General features: G+C 58.2%; 17 protein-coding genes. 5 read left to right on the top strand and 12 right to left on the bottom strand.

The window, feature by feature from the left end; all coding sequences use genetic code 11:
* Window positions 1–34: 34 nt before the first annotated feature.
* A complete protein-coding gene (gene ppk2 / locus ACR0DB_RS07825) occupies window positions 35–904 on the top strand; it encodes a polyphosphate kinase 2 (RefSeq protein WP_170769576.1) in 870 nt (289 codons plus the stop codon).
* Window positions 905–999: 95 nt separating this feature from the next.
* Window positions 1,000–1,614: a TetR/AcrR family transcriptional regulator gene (locus ACR0DB_RS07820; protein WP_480549926.1), complete on the top strand. Its 615-nt coding sequence runs from the start codon at window positions 1,000–1,002 to the stop codon at window positions 1,612–1,614.
* On the opposite strand, the gene ACR0DB_RS07815 is transcribed toward ACR0DB_RS07820, so the two are convergent.
* From ACR0DB_RS07815 to ACR0DB_RS07805, 3 genes are all read right to left on the bottom strand, one after another.
* On the bottom strand, window positions 1,615–2,673 hold the full coding sequence (locus ACR0DB_RS07815) for an adenylate/guanylate cyclase domain-containing protein (RefSeq protein ID WP_480549924.1): 1,059 nt from the start codon (window positions 2,671–2,673) through the stop codon (window positions 1,615–1,617). It lies immediately after the preceding gene.
* Window positions 2,670–3,038: a group I truncated hemoglobin gene (locus ACR0DB_RS07810; RefSeq protein ID WP_170788595.1), complete on the bottom strand. Its 369-nt coding sequence runs from the start codon at window positions 3,036–3,038 to the stop codon at window positions 2,670–2,672. The genes ACR0DB_RS07815 and ACR0DB_RS07810 overlap by 4 nt, the downstream gene beginning before the upstream one ends.
* 123 nt (window positions 3,039–3,161) lie before the next feature.
* The gene (locus ACR0DB_RS07805) at window positions 3,162–4,004 is read right to left on the bottom strand and encodes a glycosyltransferase family 25 protein (protein WP_170784624.1); all 843 of its coding nucleotides are present in this window, start codon (window positions 4,002–4,004) and stop codon (window positions 3,162–3,164) included.
* A gap of 140 nt (window positions 4,005–4,144) precedes the next feature.
* On the opposite strand from ACR0DB_RS07805, the gene speB reads away from it, so the two are divergent.
* Complete coding sequence (speB, locus tag ACR0DB_RS07800) at window positions 4,145–5,119, top strand: agmatinase (RefSeq protein WP_480549922.1); 975 nt, start codon at window positions 4,145–4,147, stop codon at window positions 5,117–5,119.
* Window positions 5,120–5,140: 21 nt separating this feature from the next.
* Here speB and ACR0DB_RS07795 read toward each other — a convergent pair whose 3' ends face one another.
* The 8 genes from ACR0DB_RS07795 to ACR0DB_RS07760 all read right to left on the bottom strand — a co-directional run bounded on the left by ACR0DB_RS07795 (window position 5,141) and on the right by ACR0DB_RS07760 (window position 14,394).
* The gene (locus tag ACR0DB_RS07795) at window positions 5,141–6,358 is read right to left on the bottom strand and encodes an aminopeptidase P family protein (protein WP_480549920.1); all 1,218 of its coding nucleotides are present in this window, start codon (window positions 6,356–6,358) and stop codon (window positions 5,141–5,143) included.
* A gap of 162 nt (window positions 6,359–6,520) precedes the next feature.
* Complete coding sequence (locus ACR0DB_RS07790) at window positions 6,521–7,732, bottom strand: ABC transporter permease (protein WP_480549918.1); 1,212 nt, start codon at window positions 7,730–7,732, stop codon at window positions 6,521–6,523.
* Window positions 7,733–7,737: 5 nt separating this feature from the next.
* On the bottom strand, window positions 7,738–9,009 hold the full coding sequence (locus ACR0DB_RS07785) for an ABC transporter permease (RefSeq protein ID WP_480549916.1): 1,272 nt from the start codon (window positions 9,007–9,009) through the stop codon (window positions 7,738–7,740).
* Window positions 9,010–9,077: 68 nt separating this feature from the next.
* Complete coding sequence (locus ACR0DB_RS07780) at window positions 9,078–10,166, bottom strand: extracellular solute-binding protein (protein ID WP_170769567.1); 1,089 nt, start codon at window positions 10,164–10,166, stop codon at window positions 9,078–9,080.
* A gap of 98 nt (window positions 10,167–10,264) precedes the next feature.
* Window positions 10,265–11,356 carry an ABC transporter ATP-binding protein gene (locus tag ACR0DB_RS07775; protein ID WP_480549914.1) on the bottom strand — a complete coding sequence of 364 codons (1,092 nt, stop codon included), beginning with the start codon at window positions 11,354–11,356 and terminating at the stop codon, window positions 10,265–10,267.
* 148 nt (window positions 11,357–11,504) lie between these two features.
* A complete protein-coding gene (locus ACR0DB_RS07770; RefSeq protein ID WP_480549912.1) occupies window positions 11,505–12,212 on the bottom strand; it encodes a maleate cis-trans isomerase family protein in 708 nt (235 codons plus the stop codon).
* On the bottom strand, window positions 12,209–13,354 hold the full coding sequence (locus tag ACR0DB_RS07765; RefSeq protein WP_480549910.1) for a M24 family metallopeptidase: 1,146 nt from the start codon (window positions 13,352–13,354) through the stop codon (window positions 12,209–12,211). Before ACR0DB_RS07765 ends, ACR0DB_RS07770 begins: the two co-directional genes overlap by 4 nt.
* The gene (locus ACR0DB_RS07760) at window positions 13,351–14,394 is read right to left on the bottom strand and encodes a pyridoxal-phosphate dependent enzyme (protein WP_480549908.1); all 1,044 of its coding nucleotides are present in this window, start codon (window positions 14,392–14,394) and stop codon (window positions 13,351–13,353) included. Before ACR0DB_RS07760 ends, ACR0DB_RS07765 begins: the two co-directional genes overlap by 4 nt.
* Before the next feature lie 86 nt (window positions 14,395–14,480).
* Here ACR0DB_RS07760 and ACR0DB_RS07755 point away from each other — a divergent pair, with 86 nt between their 5' ends.
* Together ACR0DB_RS07755 and argE are read left to right on the top strand one after the other, a co-directional pair.
* Window positions 14,481–15,665, top strand: coding sequence for a M24 family metallopeptidase (locus tag ACR0DB_RS07755; protein WP_480549906.1), 1,185 nt, complete (start codon window positions 14,481–14,483; stop codon window positions 15,663–15,665).
* The gene (argE, locus tag ACR0DB_RS07750) at window positions 15,623–16,819 is read left to right on the top strand and encodes an acetylornithine deacetylase (RefSeq protein ID WP_480549905.1); all 1,197 of its coding nucleotides are present in this window, start codon (window positions 15,623–15,625) and stop codon (window positions 16,817–16,819) included. Before ACR0DB_RS07755 ends, argE begins: the two co-directional genes overlap by 43 nt.
* Here the strand turns inward: argE and ACR0DB_RS07745 are convergent.
* Entirely contained in the window at window positions 16,816–17,682 is an 867-nt protein-coding gene (locus ACR0DB_RS07745) for an urea carboxylase-associated family protein (protein WP_480549904.1), read from the bottom strand. The genes argE and ACR0DB_RS07745 overlap by 4 nt on opposite strands.
* Window positions 17,683–17,710: the final 28 nt, after the last annotated feature.

Below are 17,710 nucleotides of genomic sequence, written 5' to 3'. Positions count from 1 at the left end.
ATAGTAGGATATGGATTTTATCGAGAGGTAGCTAATGGCCCGATCCTCAAAAGGCTCCATTGAAAAATATTTTCGAAATGATGCGCCCAAAGACGTTCGCTCTGCGATCGAAAAGGCGGACAAGGACGATATTCTGAACTCCAGCTATCCTTACGAAGAACGGATGAAGCGTAAGGACTACGAAAAGCAGATGGAGGCATTGCAGATCGAACTGGTCAAGATGCAGTCTTGGGTCAAGGAAACCGAAAGCCGTATCGCAATCATCTTCGAAGGCCGAGATGCCGCAGGAAAAGGCGGCACAATCAAGCGCTTTCGCGAAAACCTTAATCCACGCGGGGCGCGCAATGTCGCGCTGAGCAAGCCTTCGGATCAAGAACGCAGCCAATGGTATTTCCAGCGTTACATCCCGCACCTGCCCTCGGCCGGTGAGATCGTGTTCTTCGACCGCAGCTGGTACAATCGCGGTGTGGTCGAGAACGTGTTCGGGTTTTGCGAACCGGAAGAGCGCGAGCGGTTCTTTCGCCAAGTCCTGCCGCTTGAAACCGGTTTGGTCAATGACGGAATCCAGCTTTTCAAATTTTGGCTGAATGTTGGTCGGGCCGAACAGCTTAATCGCTTTCTAGCGCGTGAAACCGACCCTCTGAAACAGTGGAAACTCAGCCCAATTGACGTTGCTGGGTTGAGTAAATGGGAGGAATATTCACAGTCCATAGCCGAGACGCTGACCCGCAGCCACTCGGATACCTGCCCGTGGACGATTGTCCGGTCCGACGACAAGAAACGCGCTCGACTAGCCGCAATCAGGACCGTGCTGCACGCAGTGGATTATGACGAAAAAGACGCGGATGCCATTGGCGCAAACGATCCGAAAATTTGCGGGGGCCCGGATATCTGGGATGCGTAGGCCGCGCCCGACGGATGATCGGTTGGACGTACCGACATCTCAGCATTATGTCATAAGATCAACGAGCCAAAACAAAAAAGGCGCTTAACACAGGCATGAGCAAACGCGGCTATCATCACGGAAATCTGAAACAGGCGCTGATCGAGGCGGCGCTATCGTTGATCGAGGCAAAAGGCCCAACCGGGTTTACCCTGTCCGAAGCTGCCAAGACCGCAGGCGTGACGCCTGCCGCCGTCTATCGCCACTATCAGGGCCGCGAGGACCTGATCGCCGAAGCCGCCCGTCAGGGGTTTGAGATGTTCGCGGATCTGATGCAGTTCGCCTATGACAAAGGCCAACCCTCGGCCCTTGCCGCGTTCGAAGCGACCGGACGCGCGTACTTGGCTTTCGCCCGCAAACATCCTGGCCACTATATCGCGATGTTCGAAAGCGGTATCTCGATCAACCGCACACCAGAATTGGCCCTTGCCGCCAACCGAGCAAAAGCGGTTTTGGAAAAGGCTGCATCCGATCTGTCACAGCATATTCCGCCCGAAAAGCGGCCTCCGGCATCCATGTTCAGCGCGCATATATGGGCCATGAGCCACGGTGTGGTGGAGCTGTTCGCCCGCAACACCGGAGCCAGTTCGCCTTTCTCTCCCGAGGATCTTCTGGAGTCCGGAATCGGTATTTATTTGAGGGGGCTGGGGCTTGTGCCACAGGATGACTGATCAGAAAACGGTTTTGGGCTTCGGCATACTCAGGCCCGACGTGACATTGATCAAGTCCATCTCACCCATGCCTTTGACGTCGACGCGACCGATATCGGAAACCTGAAACGCGTCGATCAGCGCATATTTCATCTCATCCGGCGCCACGATATGCATCGGGTTAGCAAAAACCTGAAGGCGCGAGGCCAGGTTCACCGCCGGGCCAAATACGTCATAGACGTATTTCTGTATACCAACTACCGACCCGACTGCGGGCCCCATACCCAACCCGACACGGGCCTGCCATTTGTGGGGGTGGCTTTCATTGCGCCGCTCCAGATACCGCAGGAACCGGACAGCACAATGCGCAACGGCGGTTGCGTGATCCGGGGTTGGATCGGGCATTCCCGATACCGCAAGATAAGCATCTCCGATGGTCTTGATCCGCTCACAGCCAAACTGTTCGACGATGCGATCAAAGGCGGTGAAAATGTCATTCAACTCGCTCAGGGTCACGGTCGGGTCCGTCTTGGCGGCAAAGTCCGTGAAGCCGACAAAGTCCAGCATCACGACCGAGACCTCATCATAAAGCTGCGGCGTCACCACGCCAAATGTCTTGAACTCTTCATACACGGCGCGCGGCATCAGGTTCAGCAGCAGACGTTCGACACGCTCTTTCTCGCGCTCTAACTCACGCGTGTTCCGCTCAACCATTGAGGAATAGCTGTCGATCATGCTTTCCAATTCGCGGATGCGGGTGATGTTCTGGCATTCGACCACCAGAAGCTGCTCGTCCAGCCCACTTGCCAAAGACACGGCGACCGCAAAAACCAACGTCCGGCGCTTGGGCTTGATCTGCAATTCCACGGAATAGCGCAGGCCCGATTGCTTGACGTCCTCCAATTCGCGCGCGTCCAGATCGGGGAACAGATCCAGCAGCGTTTGCCCTTGTTCAGGCGTCCCAAACCATTCCATGAACGGACCGTTCTGAAAAACGAAGCTCAGATCCGTGGCACGCACGACCGCAACACCAACGCCAATTGCCCGCAGCAACTGTTCGTTGATCGCCTGAATGCTCATGCCGCCGAGCGCGTAACGATGATTGCGCGTTTGGATTCAATGGCTCCCAAGGCAATCTTGATATGCGCGTCTTCCATGCCGTGCTGGGCAAGAGCTTCGCCGAACAAATCGGCCATCTCGTCGAAATCTTCATGCGTGATGTTCAGATGCCGATGCACTGCCTCGATCCGGTCATCACTGAACGAGGCAGGTCCACCAACCAGAGAAGACACAAACTTGGTTTGGTGATCAATCAGACGCGGCATGTCGATATCTTCGAAATGACCGCCGATCTGATCGGAATCCAGCGCCATTTCATAGAAGGTCATCACGATCCGACTGATCGTTTTGAAGCCCCCATAGCGGTCGTAAATTGACTGACTCATCCCCCAGACCCTTGTTTAACCGTAAACAACACTGGAAGATTATATCAAACTGACAGTTTTGTTAACGCTTGTGCCTTTGGATTGCTAAACGCAGGGCTTCGAAAGGTTAAAATCCCGGCGCACCTAAACGCTCAGATCATCGGCACATGGGATGAAACCGACATATCCCCCTTGCTTCAAAAGCCGCGTTTGGCCCCCCATGCGCCAGCGCAACTTACGCCCGGCCGCCAGCAATTCACGTCGCAACCGGAACCATGTCGGCCCCTTGTCCAACCCGCTATTGGTTTTCTGATCCTGCGAGCGTTCGCTGACCTTCACCTCGTCAACAGTTTCTGCCTGCTGCTTAGACCAGATCACCTGCACACCGACAGCCGGAAAGCACTGAAACATCCGCCAATCCGTACGCGGGATCGAGACAAAATCGTCCAGATGGTCGGAATAGGCCGCGGACCATGCCAGCAACTTGCGACAGGCCGCATGCGACACCACATACGCCGCCGCGCTTGGTGCCATTTCCAGCATGGGGCGAACTTTCACCTGCCCCAAATCCCGCTCTGCCCCAAATCGCAAGGACCTGGGCGAATAGTCCAGCTTAACGAAATCATACTCGGTCGAATGGTTCAGTACATCCACAATGACGCGGCCCGCATCTGTGGACATCTCGACATCGTCCTCAAAGATCGCCACGGCGGTCAGGTTTTGGTCGACGGCGGCCTGCCAGACGGCCCGGTGGCTTTCGAAACAGGCGATCTCGCTTTGTTTTAAGCCCCAGCGGCTGCCTGAACCGGGAAGATAGCCGTTCTGGTTCAACGCTCCGGGTTGCTGCCCGTCAACCGCACTGAACCGGGTGGCACCTGATAGTCCAGCGTGATCGAACTGCGATTCCATAAAATCCCGACGGGCGGGGACGCGGTCCAGATTGATATAGAACACACCTGTTTCGGGTGGCAGTTCGTGCTGTCCCACGGCAATTCCTTTCAGACCTTTCGCTCAGATAGACACCCTTGGCGGGCGACATTCAACCCATCCACCCCTCAAAGAAACCTATCCTGCTTAAGACAACGCTTCTAAGCTACAACGGACAAACAAGAAACGGGAATCGCGCTATGTCGTCTCATGGGTATGCAAGTGGCCGTCTGAACCTGCCATTCGTCGGGATTTCAACCTTTGGCAAATCGCCTTATGTCGAGGATTGGGACCAGATCGACGCAAATGTGGCGATCATGGGCGCTCCGTTCGATTTCGGCACGCAATGGAGATCCGGCGCACGGTTCGGGCCGCGGGCGGTGCGCGAGGCCTCGACCCTATTTAGTTTTGGCCATGCCGGAGCGTATGATCACGAGAATGACGCAACCTATCTGGATAGCTCGGTCCGCATGGTCGATATCGGGGACGCCGATATCATCCACACCAAGACCGACGAAAGCCACGCCAATATCCAGTTCGGGGTCGAGAAAATCCTGAACGCCGGTGCCCTGCCCGTGACGATCGGCGGGGATCACTCAATCAACATCCCCTGCATAAACGCCTTTGCCGAGGATTGCGCCGAGAATGGTCCGATCCATGTGGTGCAAATCGACGCCCATCTTGATTTCGTTGACGAACGCCACGGCGTCACCGCTGGTCACGGCAACCCGATGCGGCGCGCGATTGAGAAAAACTATGTTTCGGGCATGACCCAGCTGGGCATCCGCAATGTGTCCTCGACCGCGAAGGAAGGGTATGAGGACGCCCGCGCGCGGGGGTCCGATATCCTGTCGGTGCGACAGGTCCGCAAACTGGGAACCGAGGGCGTCCTGGCCCGCATCCCCGAAGGCGCGCGGTATTATGTGACGATTGATATTGACGCTTTTTGCCCATCGATTGCGTCAGGCACCGGCACGCCCAGCCACGGGGGGTTTCTGTACTATGACGTGCTGGAGATCCTGCAGGGGTTGGCGCAGCGCGGAGATGTGGTCGGCATTGATCTGGTCGAGGTCGCGCCGAACTATGATCCCACCGAAAGCACGCAAATTCTAGCCGCGCAGGTGCTGCTGAATTTCATCGGCTTCATTTTCCACGAACGTGGAAAGAGGGGCTAAGCGCCCCTCTCGCCTATCCGGTCAGACAATCGTGTTATGCTCAGGCCCATAGGGGAACCCGGTGATATTCTCGGCCCCATCATCGCCGACAACCAGAATGTCATGCTCGCGATAGCCACCCGCACCGGGCTGGCCTTCGGGAATCCACAGCATCGGCTCAATTGACACGACCATGCCGGGTTCCAACACCGTATCGATATCTTCACGCAGTTCCAGCCCTGCTTCGCGGCCATAGTAATGGCTGAGGACTCCGAACGAATGGCCGTACCCAAACGAGCGATATTGCAGCAGCCCCTCATCTGCGAAGAACCGATTGATCTCGGCGGTGATGCCCGAGCAAGTCGCGCCGGGTTTGATCAGGCTCAGCCCCAGTTCATGCGCGGCCACGTTGGCCTTCCAGATTCGCAGGCTGTCCGCGTCGGGTTCGCCCAGAAACAGGGTGCGCTCCAACGCCGTGTAATAGCCCGAGATCATCGGGAAGGTGTTCAGCGACAGAATATCCCCCTTTTGCAACGCCCGTTTGGTCACCGGGTTATGCGCGCCGTCTGTGTTCAGGCCGGACTGAAACCAGACCCAGGTATCGCGGTATTCGGCATCCGGGTATGCGCGCGCAATCTCAGCCTCCATAGCGTCGCGCCCGGCCATGGCAATCTCGATCTCGGTCGCGCCTTCGCGGATCGCGGCGTGAATGGCCGCACCACCCACATCTGCGGTGCGGGCACCGCCTTTGATCAGTTCGATCTCTTCCGTCGATTTCACCATGCGGGCGGCCATCGTATCAGCGGCCACATCCACCAGGTCCGGCTGACCCAGCATCGCCAGCGCTGTATCACGCGCGGCCAGCGTCATGTGATCGCCTTCGATCCCGATCCGTTTCGCGCCTCCGATCAGGCTGGCCACCGCGCGCCAGTAATTGTCGCGTTTCCAATCCGTGTAGATTACGTTTTCCTCGACCGAGCGCCGCCACGGCTGGCCCGCGTCGATATTCGCCGACACCGTGGTGCATGCCTCCTGCGTCACCACGCAGCCGTAAGGCCGGCCAAAGGCGCAATACAAAAAGCCCGAGTAATAGGCGATATTGTGCATCGAAGTCAGCAACACCGCCGGAATATCCCGTGCCGCCATCATGGCGCGCAGGCCCGACAGGCGGCGGTCATATTCGGCCTTGCTGAACGGCAACGGGGCCTTGTCGCCATTGTGGCTGGTGAAGAACTCTGGGCGGTTTGTCAGGTCTGTCATCATGCTCTCTCCTGCAATGCCGGACGAAAGGTGCCCGGCCACAAGTCCCGGCGTTCAGGACAAGCGGCCTCGGGAACCGAGAGCCATGCGCCCGTAGATATGTCACGACGCCATCGTGACCGGGCTGCATATCGCAATGGCTAAATCACGCCGCAGCGCACGTCAAGCGGGGGAAAGACCCCGCAGACGCTCGGACCGGCGGCGCAGCAATTCAACCGTGGTCAACAGCGCGATTGAGATCACAACCAGGATCGTCGCCACCGCCAGAATTGTCGGGCTGATCTGTTCGCGCAGACCTGTAAACATCTGCCACGGCAGCGTTTTCTGGCTGGCCGAACCGACGAACAGCACCACGACCACCTCGTCAAACGAAGTGATGAAGGCGAACAAGCCACCCGAAATCACGCCCGGTAGGATCAGCGGCATCTGGATCTTGAAGAAGGTCCGCACCGGCCCTGCCCCCATATTCGCAGAGGCCCGCGTCAGCGACTGGTCGAAACCCACCAGCGTCGCGGTCACGGTGATGATTACGAACGGGATACCCAGAACCGCATGTGCAAGGATCACTTTCACATAGCCAACAAAGTTCTTGTCCATGCCCAGCGTGCCCTCAAGGAAGCGCCCGATATCGCTGTAGAAAAAGAACATCCCTGTGGCCGAGATGATCAGCGGTACGATCATGGGCGAGATCAGGATCCCCATGATCGCCCGTTTCCCCGGAACGTGGCTCTGGCTCAGGCCGATGGCCGCCAGAGTCCCCAGCGAGACCGAGATGATCGTAGCAATCGGTGCAATGATCAGCGAGTTCTTGAAGCTGCGCTGCCATTCATTGTTGGTGAAGAAGTCGCGGTAGTGTTTCAGCGAATAGCCTTCGGGGTCCAACCGCAGCATCTCGGGCGTGAAGGTAAAGAAATCCTGCGCGTTGAACGACAGCGGCAGAACCACAAGGATCGGAGTGATCAGGAATACGAAGATCGCGCCGCAGATAACTCGGAACGCATAGTGCCAGAAAACCTGCTGACCTGTCATATAGGGCAGCAGCTTTTGTCGGTAGCGCCCCTCGTAAAGCCAGAAGATGAAGAAGGCAAAGAACCAACCAGCCAGCAAACCAACGATCAAGCCGGTCACGCCAGCAAACAGCAAACCAAGCGCGCCCAGTCCGAGGATTGTGATCCAGCGGGCCATACGTTCATTGTCCAGAACGTTGATATAGACCCAGGCCAGCCCCGCCATAAGAGCCGCGCCGATCACAATGCCCAGCAATACACTGCCCTGCCCGGCCCCGACGAACATGCCCAGGAAACCTCCAGCAATGGCCACTGCGGGCAGGACAACCGACATGGGTTTGCGGGATATAGGTGTAAGTGCTGCCATCTTCTTTATCCCAGCTTCACGTTGTCGATGCCCACGATCTTGTCATAGCACCAGTAGAGTAACAGAACGACCGCCAGCAGGATCGTCCCGAGCGCAGCAGCCAATCCCCAGTTCAACGAGGATGAAATGTGGTACGCAATCCGGTTCGAGATGAAGACACCCTTGGTCCCGCCAACGATCTCCGGCGTGATGTAGTAGCCGATGGCCAAGATAAACACGAGGATCGACCCCGCTCCGATGCCGGGAATGGATTGCGGGAAATAGATACGCCAGAAGGTCGTCCAGTTCGTCGCGCCCATGGATTTCGCGGCGCGGGTGTAGGATGGCGGAATGGTCTGCATGACCGAATACATCGGAAGGATCATGAACGGCAGCAGGATATGCGTCATCGCAATGATTGTGCCGAATTGGTTATTGATGATCACCAACCGTGCATCATCGGCCACTAACCCAAGCCACACTAAAGTTTCGTTGATAACACCTTGCTGCTGCAACATAACCTTCCAAGCCGAAGTTCGCACCAGCAGCGACGTCCAGAATGGTAGTAATACTAGGATCATAAGCAGGTTCGACACGCGCATCGGAAGCGTTGCCAGCATATACGACACAGGATAGGCTAGCAGTATACAGGATGCCGTGATTATCAGCGACATCATCAAAGTGCGCCCAAACAGCTTGATCAGAATTTGCTTGTCTTCAGGCTGCGCCTGCGCGCCTTCGGGCGTGCGGCGCATGTCGATGGCGTTCAGGAAATATCCGTTGGTGATCGGAACAGCGTGGGTCTTGATGGTACGCCAAGTTTCGATATCCCCCCAACCGTCGTGAATGTCGATCAGCTTGTCTTTGAACGGGCCATCGGTTTCCGGGTCCAGTTTTTTGATCTGACGACCCGAGCGACGGAACATCGAGGACATACCCGTCTGCTCATAGTTCAGGCGCGAACCAAGCCGGGTATGTGTCTTGGCGTCAATGGCAACGACCATATCTTTGGTGAACGCAGCGTATAGCGCCTCATCCGGTAGTTCGCCGCTTTCCGCATCCCAGTTTTTCAACTCGACCACGGTCAATGGCAGGGTCTCGGCCACAATGCCGTTTTCAACCGATCGGAACAGCATCGAAACGATCGGTATCACGAAAGAGAGCAGAACGAACAATAGCAGCGGTGCAATCAGGGCCAGCGCCCGCAACTTGCGGCGGCGCAATGATCGCGCCAGAGATTTCTTCAGCGGCGTACCATCAGCAGCCAGCATCGGACCGGATTGAGTTGCGTCAGTCATCTGCGTCCCTTGGTCTTTTTTGGTGGGTCGGGGCCAGCTGCGGCCCCGACCGATGACTTAAGACAGGCTTATTGAGCCAACCATGCCTGGAATTTAGCGTCGATGTCGTCGCGGTAGTCTGCCCAGAACTCGTAGTTATACAGGAACGTGTTCTTGGCGTTTTCCGGGTCAGTCGGCATATGCGGCGCCATGTCGATACCCAGGTCGGCGTGCTGACCAACCAGCGGAGCCGACGAGGCACGGGCCGGACCATACGAGATGTACTTGGCCTGATCCGCCAGACGCTGCGTGTCGGTCGCAAACATGATGTAGTCCAGCGCACGCTGCGTGCGTTCTTCACTCAGACCTGCCGGAATGATCCAGCCGTCCAGATCGAACACCTGCGCGTCCCAAAGCATGGCGACGGGCTGTTTCTGCTCTTCGATCACGCTGAACAGACGACCGTTATAGGTCGAACCCATGATGACCTCACCATCGGCCAGAAGCTGCGGTGTGTCAGCACCGGCAGACCACCAGACGACGCTATCTTTGATCGTGTCCAGCTTGGCCAGCGCCTGATCTTGGCCTTCAGCCGTCGCCAGAACATCATAGACATCGTCTTTGGCAACGCCGTCACAGATCAATGCCCATTCCATGTTGTTGATCGGACGCTTTTCCAACGAACGCTTGCCTGGATAAGCTTCCAGATCGAACACGGCGCATACATCGGTCGGCGGTGTGTCGCCCACCAGATCGGTGCGATAGCCAAATGTGGTCGAATACACGATCTGCGGGATAAAGCAGTCACTGACCAGCAGATCACCGAAGTCATCCGCCGCCGAAGTCCCGTCGGGCGCCGCGGCCAGATGCACGTCGGGGTCGATCTCCATCGCCAGACCTTCGTCGCACAGACGGATCGCGTCCGCAGCCACAACGTCGACCACATCCCAGGTAATGTTGCCCGCTTCATTCATGGCGCGCAGCTTGGCAACTGCTTCGGCGGAGCTGTCATCGTTCAGGATGGTGACGCCCGTTTTTTCCGAATAGGGCTCGTGATACGCCTTGAGCTGCGATTTGGAATAGGCGCCGCCCCAGGACACGATGGTCATCTCTTCGGCCATCGCGCCACCAGCAACGGCAGCAATCGCACTTGCCATCAGAGTGGTTTTAACTTTCATGATTAACTCCCTGTTATTCCCGTTGATTTTGCATTTCAGAACCGGATCACGGGGTAATCCGGCTGTTCTTTTCCCCGATGGTGCGGGGTCTTCATGCCTTAGGCGTCCAACGCCCGGCAGTCATGAGCCAGCCAGCCAATCTCGACTTCCTGGCCGGGTGACAGGCGAACCGCATCCGGTGCGTTCCGGGTTTTGATGATAAAGTCATCATTCCCCGCAACTGACAGGCGGAAGCGGAACACGTCACCCATATAGATGAATTCCTTCACAGTGGCCTTCAACGTATGCGCATCCGCGTGCAAACGGTCCTTATTGAATTCCACCCGCTCGGGTCGGATCGAGACCTTGGTCCGTTCACCCGCAGCGCTGACATTCACCGGCTTGGCGTCAATCTCTGATCCGTCATCCAGCGCCACGACGCAAGAGTCGCCGTCAATCGATTTAACAACACCCTCCAATGTGTTGTTTTCACCAATGAATTGCGCCACAAAACTGTTTTCGGGTTCTTCATACAGAAGATCAGGTGGGGCAAGCTGCTGAATGCGCCCGTCATCAAACACGGCGACACGATCTGACATCGTCAACGCTTCGGTCTGGTCGTGGGTCACGTAAACCGTGGTAATACCCAGCTCATGCGCCAGACGCGTGATTTCGAATTGCATATGCTCGCGCAGCTGCTTGTCAAGCGCGCCCAGCGGTTCATCCATCAAAACCAACTCGGGCTCGAACACCAACGCGCGCGCCAAGGCGATCCGCTGCTGCTGACCACCGGACAATTGCGCAGGGCGGCGGCTGCCAAAGGCCCCCATCTGCACCATATCCAGCGCCCGTTTGACTTTCTCTTCGCGCTCAGACTTGCCGATTTTGCGAACTTCCAGCGGGAAGGACAGGTTCTCGGCCACAGTCATGTGCGGAAACAGTGCGTAGTTCTGGAACACCATCCCAATGCCCCGCTTATGCGGCGGGATATTGTTGATAGGACGCCCGTCCAACATGATTTCGCCATGTGTGGCCGTCTCGAACCCGGCGAGCATCATCAGACACGTGGTCTTGCCCGAACCCGACGGGCCAAGCATCGTCAGAAACTCACCTTTTGGAAGTGAAAGGTTCAGATCCTTTACGACAAGGATCTCGCCGTCATAAGATTTCTGGACACGTTGAAACTCGACGAACGCTGCGTCATTTGACATTACCAACTTGGCTCCCCTGTCTGTCCTTGCTTGCCCGGTTTATCCGGATCTCAAAGACCTTTCCCGAACCATTTAAGGACAAGCAGGACAGGTCGCGCAACCAAAATATGTCAGCAGTATGTCAATGACGCCGCCAGCCGCCTGAAATTCAGGCTGAATTCAGGTGCCGCATATGCCACGCAAGGCTTTGATTGCTGGACAGAACAGGTTTTCCCAGCCGATTTTCGATCTCAGGTATCGCATCGAAAGTTCTTAGATTCGTGCAGCTTAGGAACACAGCCTCAACTGCCGAATCAGCTCCCAACCGCACGGCGGCCTCGACCACGGACTCGCGTGAGATTCGGACGACCTTGCTTTCCTCGGCTTCTCCGAACGAGCCGAAAACACCCATCTCAATCCCGTTTTCAGCAAAGGCTTTGCGTAACGGTTCGTTCACTTCTTCGATATACGGGGACAACAGCGCAAACTTGGACACCCCCCTGTCCGCAGCGCAAGCAGACGCCGCGCGCAGCGGATTCGTAACCATCGCTGCAGCACAGGTTTTCTGCACCATTCGCTCAACGGCAGCCGAGCCAATCACGGAACTGGCCGAGGTGCACCCATAGCCAACCACTTTGTAGGGCCGCGCCTTCGGCAACAGATCCGCCGCTGCGGGCAATGCGGCCTCCATTTGCGACAGGGTGTCGGTTGTCACCTCGTGACCGCTGGGAATTCTGGACACGTAAATCGGCGCGCGACGGTCCGAGAAATAAGCGTTGAACTCGGGTTCGATCGTTTCATCCGTTTGCAGAACGATCAGACCCATCGGTGTGACCTGTGGATCGTCTGGTTCCAGTTCGTAAGGTAAGTAACTCATATCACAGGCAACTTCGGCCCAACGCGTGGGCTGAGGAAGCGCGGCGCACCGTCATTGATGACGATGTTTTCCTCATGCACTAGGATTTTGCCGCCAACCGCAATGCCCGGTTCAAGCGTCAGCACCATGCCGGGTTCAAGCACCGTGTGATCGGACGGGATCAATGACGGCCATTCGGTCAGCGACATCCCCAGCCCGTGCCCCAGCCTTCCGGCCCCGGTATCGGCGTTGTGGCGGGACAGAACGTCATTCATAGCATGAAACAGGTCCGACGCAGTGGCCCCCGGGCGCGCGATATGAAATGCGGTGTCCGAGGCTTCGATCAGCGACGCATAGGCCCTGCGCACCGCGTTCGAGGGCGCGCCGACCGCCCAGTTGCGGTCGTAGTCACAGAAATACCCATCCCACACCAAACCGGTATCCAGCATGAGAACATCGCCATTACTCATCTCGCTTTCCGGAGCGGGTGAAATGACGTCGGTATAGCCACCCTGCTCGGCTCCGCCTGCAAGGTAAGGCACCCAGTCCGCGCCTTCCTCAAGACACAGCATCTGAAACTGCCGAAAGACCTGATCAATCGAGACCCCACGCCCGGCAATCTCGGGCACGCGCTGAAATGCGCGCCCGGCTATGGCACAGGCGGTTTCGATCTTGGATAACTCGGCGTCGGATTTGACCATGCGCAGTGTGCGCAGTATCCCCGCATCGCCCGAGACTCTCCGCGACCCCAATAGCGTCTGAAGCCGCAGCAAGTCTGCCATAGGCATCCGGACATGAGTTTCATGCCCGTCCGGCACGCCGATTGCAGCATCAGCCGGAGTAACCTCACTCAAAGTCTCGGCCAACAGGCTGACCCCGTCATCCGACAGGTCCGGCGCGCTCCAGCTACGGATATCTTCGACCCAGGTTTGGCCCATCAAAGCAGCCCCGATCGAGGGGATGACCGCGATAGGTTTCCCGCTGGCCGGGACGATCAGAAACCAGGGCCGCGTGGGGCTTTCCCAGAACCGGGTCAAGTAGCCGGTGAAATAACGAATCTCGGGCTCAGTGGTCAGCAGCAAGGCAGACAGGCCCGCTTCGGCCATCCTGTCTTGCGCGCGCGTCAGCCGCGCTTGAAACTCGGCGGTGTCAAACCCCCTCATTCCGCGACCTCGGACAGGAAACAGAGGACCCGTGCGTCGGGACCGATACCCAGTTCGGCGCGAACGTCCGGGTTCATGACGGCGGCCACGCCTGCCCCGCCAGATGCGGTTGTGGCCACACCAGCCTCCGACATCGCGGGCAGGTGTTGCGCGACCTCATCATCCGTCAAAGTCAGGAACACATCGGCGTCCCGCGCCAATCCGTTCAAAGCAATCAGCGAAGGCTCTTTGCAATCCAATCGCCCCATGATGCTGTCCGGGCCGTCGGCAAAGACGCAGGCTCCGGCCTCGATACTCGCTTGCAGGGCGGGCGCGGCGTCGGGTTCGACGACGATAATCCGGGGCGCATCGCCCCAGACATTCCGGGCATAGGCGGCGACCGCCCCGGCCAAACCGCCAACACCGGCCTGCAGCATGATATGCGTCGGCACCTCGGGGCATTGACGCTCGGCCTCGGCCGCCATTTGAAGATAGCCCTCCATCAGAGTGTGGGGCAGTTCAAAATACCCCTCCCACGAGCTGTCGGACAGCAAAGTCCAGCCGTTATCCTGCGCGGCCTGACTAGCAGCTTGCATGCTGGCGGCATAGTCCACGCCGTGTCGCACGACCGTAGCGTTTTGCGCCCTCAGGCGGTCAGCAAAGCCTTCGGGCACGGTCTCGGCGATATAGACGACCGCATCCGCGCCGAATATCCGCGCCCCGGCGGCGACGCTCATCCCGTGGTTTCCGGCGCTGGCGGTGACATAGGTCCGCCCGCTAAGCGTTGTTTCGGCAGGCAAATCCGACACATCCGCAGCATGTCGCGCAATCACATAGGCCGCGCCAAGGGCCTTGAACGACCCAAGATTCATGCGTCCGCGCTCGTCCTTGATCCACAGATTCGCCACATCGGCCAGCCCCTTGGCATCGACCAAAGCGGTTTCCCCCGCCGCCGGACATTGCGCCAGAAGATCCGCTACACGAGCAGCATTTATAGAAGGGTACGGAGCAGAGCCGGCGAGTTTCTGCCCGCCGCGATGGGGATTGAGGGTGATCTTCACTGGGGTGTCTTTCCTGAGTTGCCCATTGACGTGACTGCATTCGTCCCGTTCTGTCAACGGAAACTCCATCGCGACAGGAGCGCCTCATGCCCCATGCCAATCCGGCCTTCACCCGCGCCGAATACGATCGCAGGCTTGCCAAGACACGTACGGCCATGGCTGACGCCGGATTGGACGCGCTGTTCATACAGGACCCGTCAAACATTACGTGGCTGACCGGGTATGAGGGCTGGTCCTTTTACGTGCATCAGGGCGTCGTCGTCCTACACGATACTGATCCAATCTGGTGGGGCCGCAATCAGGACGCCAACGGCGCGCGGCGCACGGTCTGGATGAGCGATGACCGCATTCACAGCTATGCGGATGGCTATGTTCAATCAACAGAGCGGCACCCGATGCAAGACCTCGCTCAGTTGCTGGTTGAGAGTGGCCTTGGGCAGGCGCGTATCGGGGTTGAGTTGGACAATTACTATTACTCGGCCAAGGCGCATCTGACATTGGCAGCCGAATTGCCTCAGGCCACGTTGGTCGATGGCAACGCTTTGGTGAACTGGCAGCGTGCCGTGAAATCCGGTGAAGAGATCGCCTTGATGCGCAAAGCTGCGCGGATTTCGGAACATGTGATTGATGGCGTGATTGAACGGATCGAACCCGGCTTGCGCAAGAACGAACTGGTGGCGCAGATTTACCATGATGCGATCTCGGGCGTGGGTGAGGATTGGGGGGACTATGCCGCGATCGTGCCCCTGCTGCCTTCAGGGTCCAATGCCGCCGCGCCGCATCTGACATGGGACGGCGCGCCCTTTAAATCCGGCGAATGCACGTTTTTCGAACTGTCCGGCTGCTATCGCCGTTATCACGCGCCCTTCTGCCGGTCGGTCTTTCTGGGCCAGCCCCCAGACCACCTGCTAAGGGCCGAAGCCGCACTGGTCGAAGGGCTCGAAGCAGGTTTGAACGCCGCCCGTGCGGGCAATCAGGCCCGTGACATCGCGCAGGCGTTGGCCGAGCCGCTAGAGCGCGCCGGGATCCAACGCGGCGCGCGCTGTGGGTATCCGGTTGGCCTGAGCTATCCGCCGGACTGGGGCGAACGTACCATATCCCTGCGCGCGGAAGATGAAACCGTGCTGGAACCCGGCATGACCTTTCACTTCATGCCCGGTCTGTGGATGGACGACTGGGGGCTTGAGATCACCGAGACCATCCTGATCACCGAAACCGGACCCGCCGAATGTCTCTGCAACCGTCCAAGAAAGCTGTTCATGAAACCATGACCCTTCAAAGAACAAAAGACATTCTAGCCGATCTGATCGCGTTTGAGACGGTCTCGGCCGACAGCAACCTTGAGATTATCCGCTATCTGACCGACCGGCTTGAGGCCCTTGGAGCACGCTGTATCGAAACACGCGATGCGACGGGCAAGAAGGCCAACGTCTTTGCAACACTCGGGCCTGACATACCCGGAGGTATCCTGCTGTCCGGCCATACAGATGTCGTGCCCGTGGCCGATCAGGACTGGACCTCGGACCCGTTCGAGATGATTGAACGAGATGGGCGCCTGTATGGGCGGGGTACCTGCGATATGAAGGGGTTCATCGCGGCATCGCTTGCCTTTGCCGAAGGGTTGGACGCCGGCAAACTGACCCAACCGCTGCATTTCGCCTTTACCTATGACGAGGAAACCGGCTGTTTGGGCGCTCAAAACCTGGTCAAAGACCTGTCCGAGCGCAGCATAATCCCTGATATCGCCATCATCGGCGAACCGACCGAGATGCGGGTCATCGAAGGCCACAAAGGGTGCTTTGAATACACCACGCGTTTTACCGGGCTGGAGGGTCACAGCTCGGCCCCCGATGACGGCGTGAACGCTGCCGAATACGCCGCACGCTATGTCGGAAAGCTGTTGGAATTACGCCATGTTCTGAAATCCCGCGCACCGGCGGACAGCGCGTTTGAACCCCCTTGGACCACGATCAATGTCGGGTTCTTCAATGGCGGCGTGGCGCACAACGTGATCGCCAGCAAGGCCGAGATCGGCTGGGAAATGCGCCCGGTTCAGGCCAGCGACGCCGATCTCGTTAACCAGACGCTCAGCGACTACATTAACCACACGCTGCTACCCGAAATGCAGGCCGTTCACCCCGAAGCCAGCATCACGCAGGACGTCGTCGCCGAAGTTCAGGGCTTGGAGCCGATGGAGGACAACGCTGCTCGCAAATTGGTGGCCGAACTGACCGGCGCCAATGGCACCAGCACCGTCGCCTTCGCGACCGAGGCCGGTCTGTTCCAGCAGCTTGGCGTTCACGCCATCGTCTGCGGTCCGGGTTCGATCACGCAGGCGCACAAGGCCGACGAATATGTCGAGATCGAGCAGATGGACCTGTGTTGCCGGATGCTGGACCGTCTGGGCCGCCGCCTGACCGCCTAGCCCGTGCCGTGGGTCCGATCATAGGCGGACCGCGCGGGCTGAACATGGGCCGCGCGGGCGTCCGCGCCGGGGTCATAGACCTCCATCAACAGAGGGTAACAGGCGGCCACGTCCGAGGAATGTTCAGACGAACAATCGCCGCCGGGACAGGCCGATAGACCCACGATCAGGTCAATCTCGGCGTAGAATTCCAGATAGTCGCCGGGGCGCACCGGGCTGGCCTTCATGAAATACTGCCCGGTGTCGCGGGTAAAGCCGGTACACATGAATACGTTCAGCACGTCATGCACATGCATCTCGGCCTCGTGCAGCGGCAGGTCGCAATAACCGGCCAAGGCGCGGGTCAGGTTCGAATGGCAGCAATAGTGATAGTCGTCCCCCGACAGCAACCGTCCCGTATAAGGATCACAGCGCGTCCCGATCACGTCATGGACCGAGCCTCCGTAGGCATCGAACCCATACCAGTCCAGCGTGTCTCCGACGATGGTCGCCATCGGGCGCATGTTGGGAAAGCTAGACCACATACGGTCGCCGGTGGACAAATGCGTACCGTGCAAAGCGCGGGTTTTACCCGAATAAAACCGCTCGGTCAGGTCATGTTTGTTCCACATGTTCAGATCGCCCACCTGTGGGCCATCCACCGAAAGCACGCGCAGAAAGGCCCCTGCGGGCACCTCGACACAAACTGCATCGCGCGGGGCCGCCGTCGCCTCGGCCGTTTTCTTCGCCCCCTGTCGAAGAGCATTCAGCCCGGCGATGTCGGGTTGCGGCAAACTATCCGGCGGGTAGCAGATGACCGGAGGCAGGCTCTGACGGACGACCGCATCTACCGGTGCTGTGAAATTCGGTGCCTTCAGTTTCATGCCTGCTCTCCTTGTGTTTCCACAGGTT

The sequence above is a fragment of the Ruegeria sp. AB6 genome (genome assembly GCF_056542685.1).
Note: the sequence above shows the minus strand (reverse complement) of the source record. Positions and strands in the feature narration are given on the sequence as shown.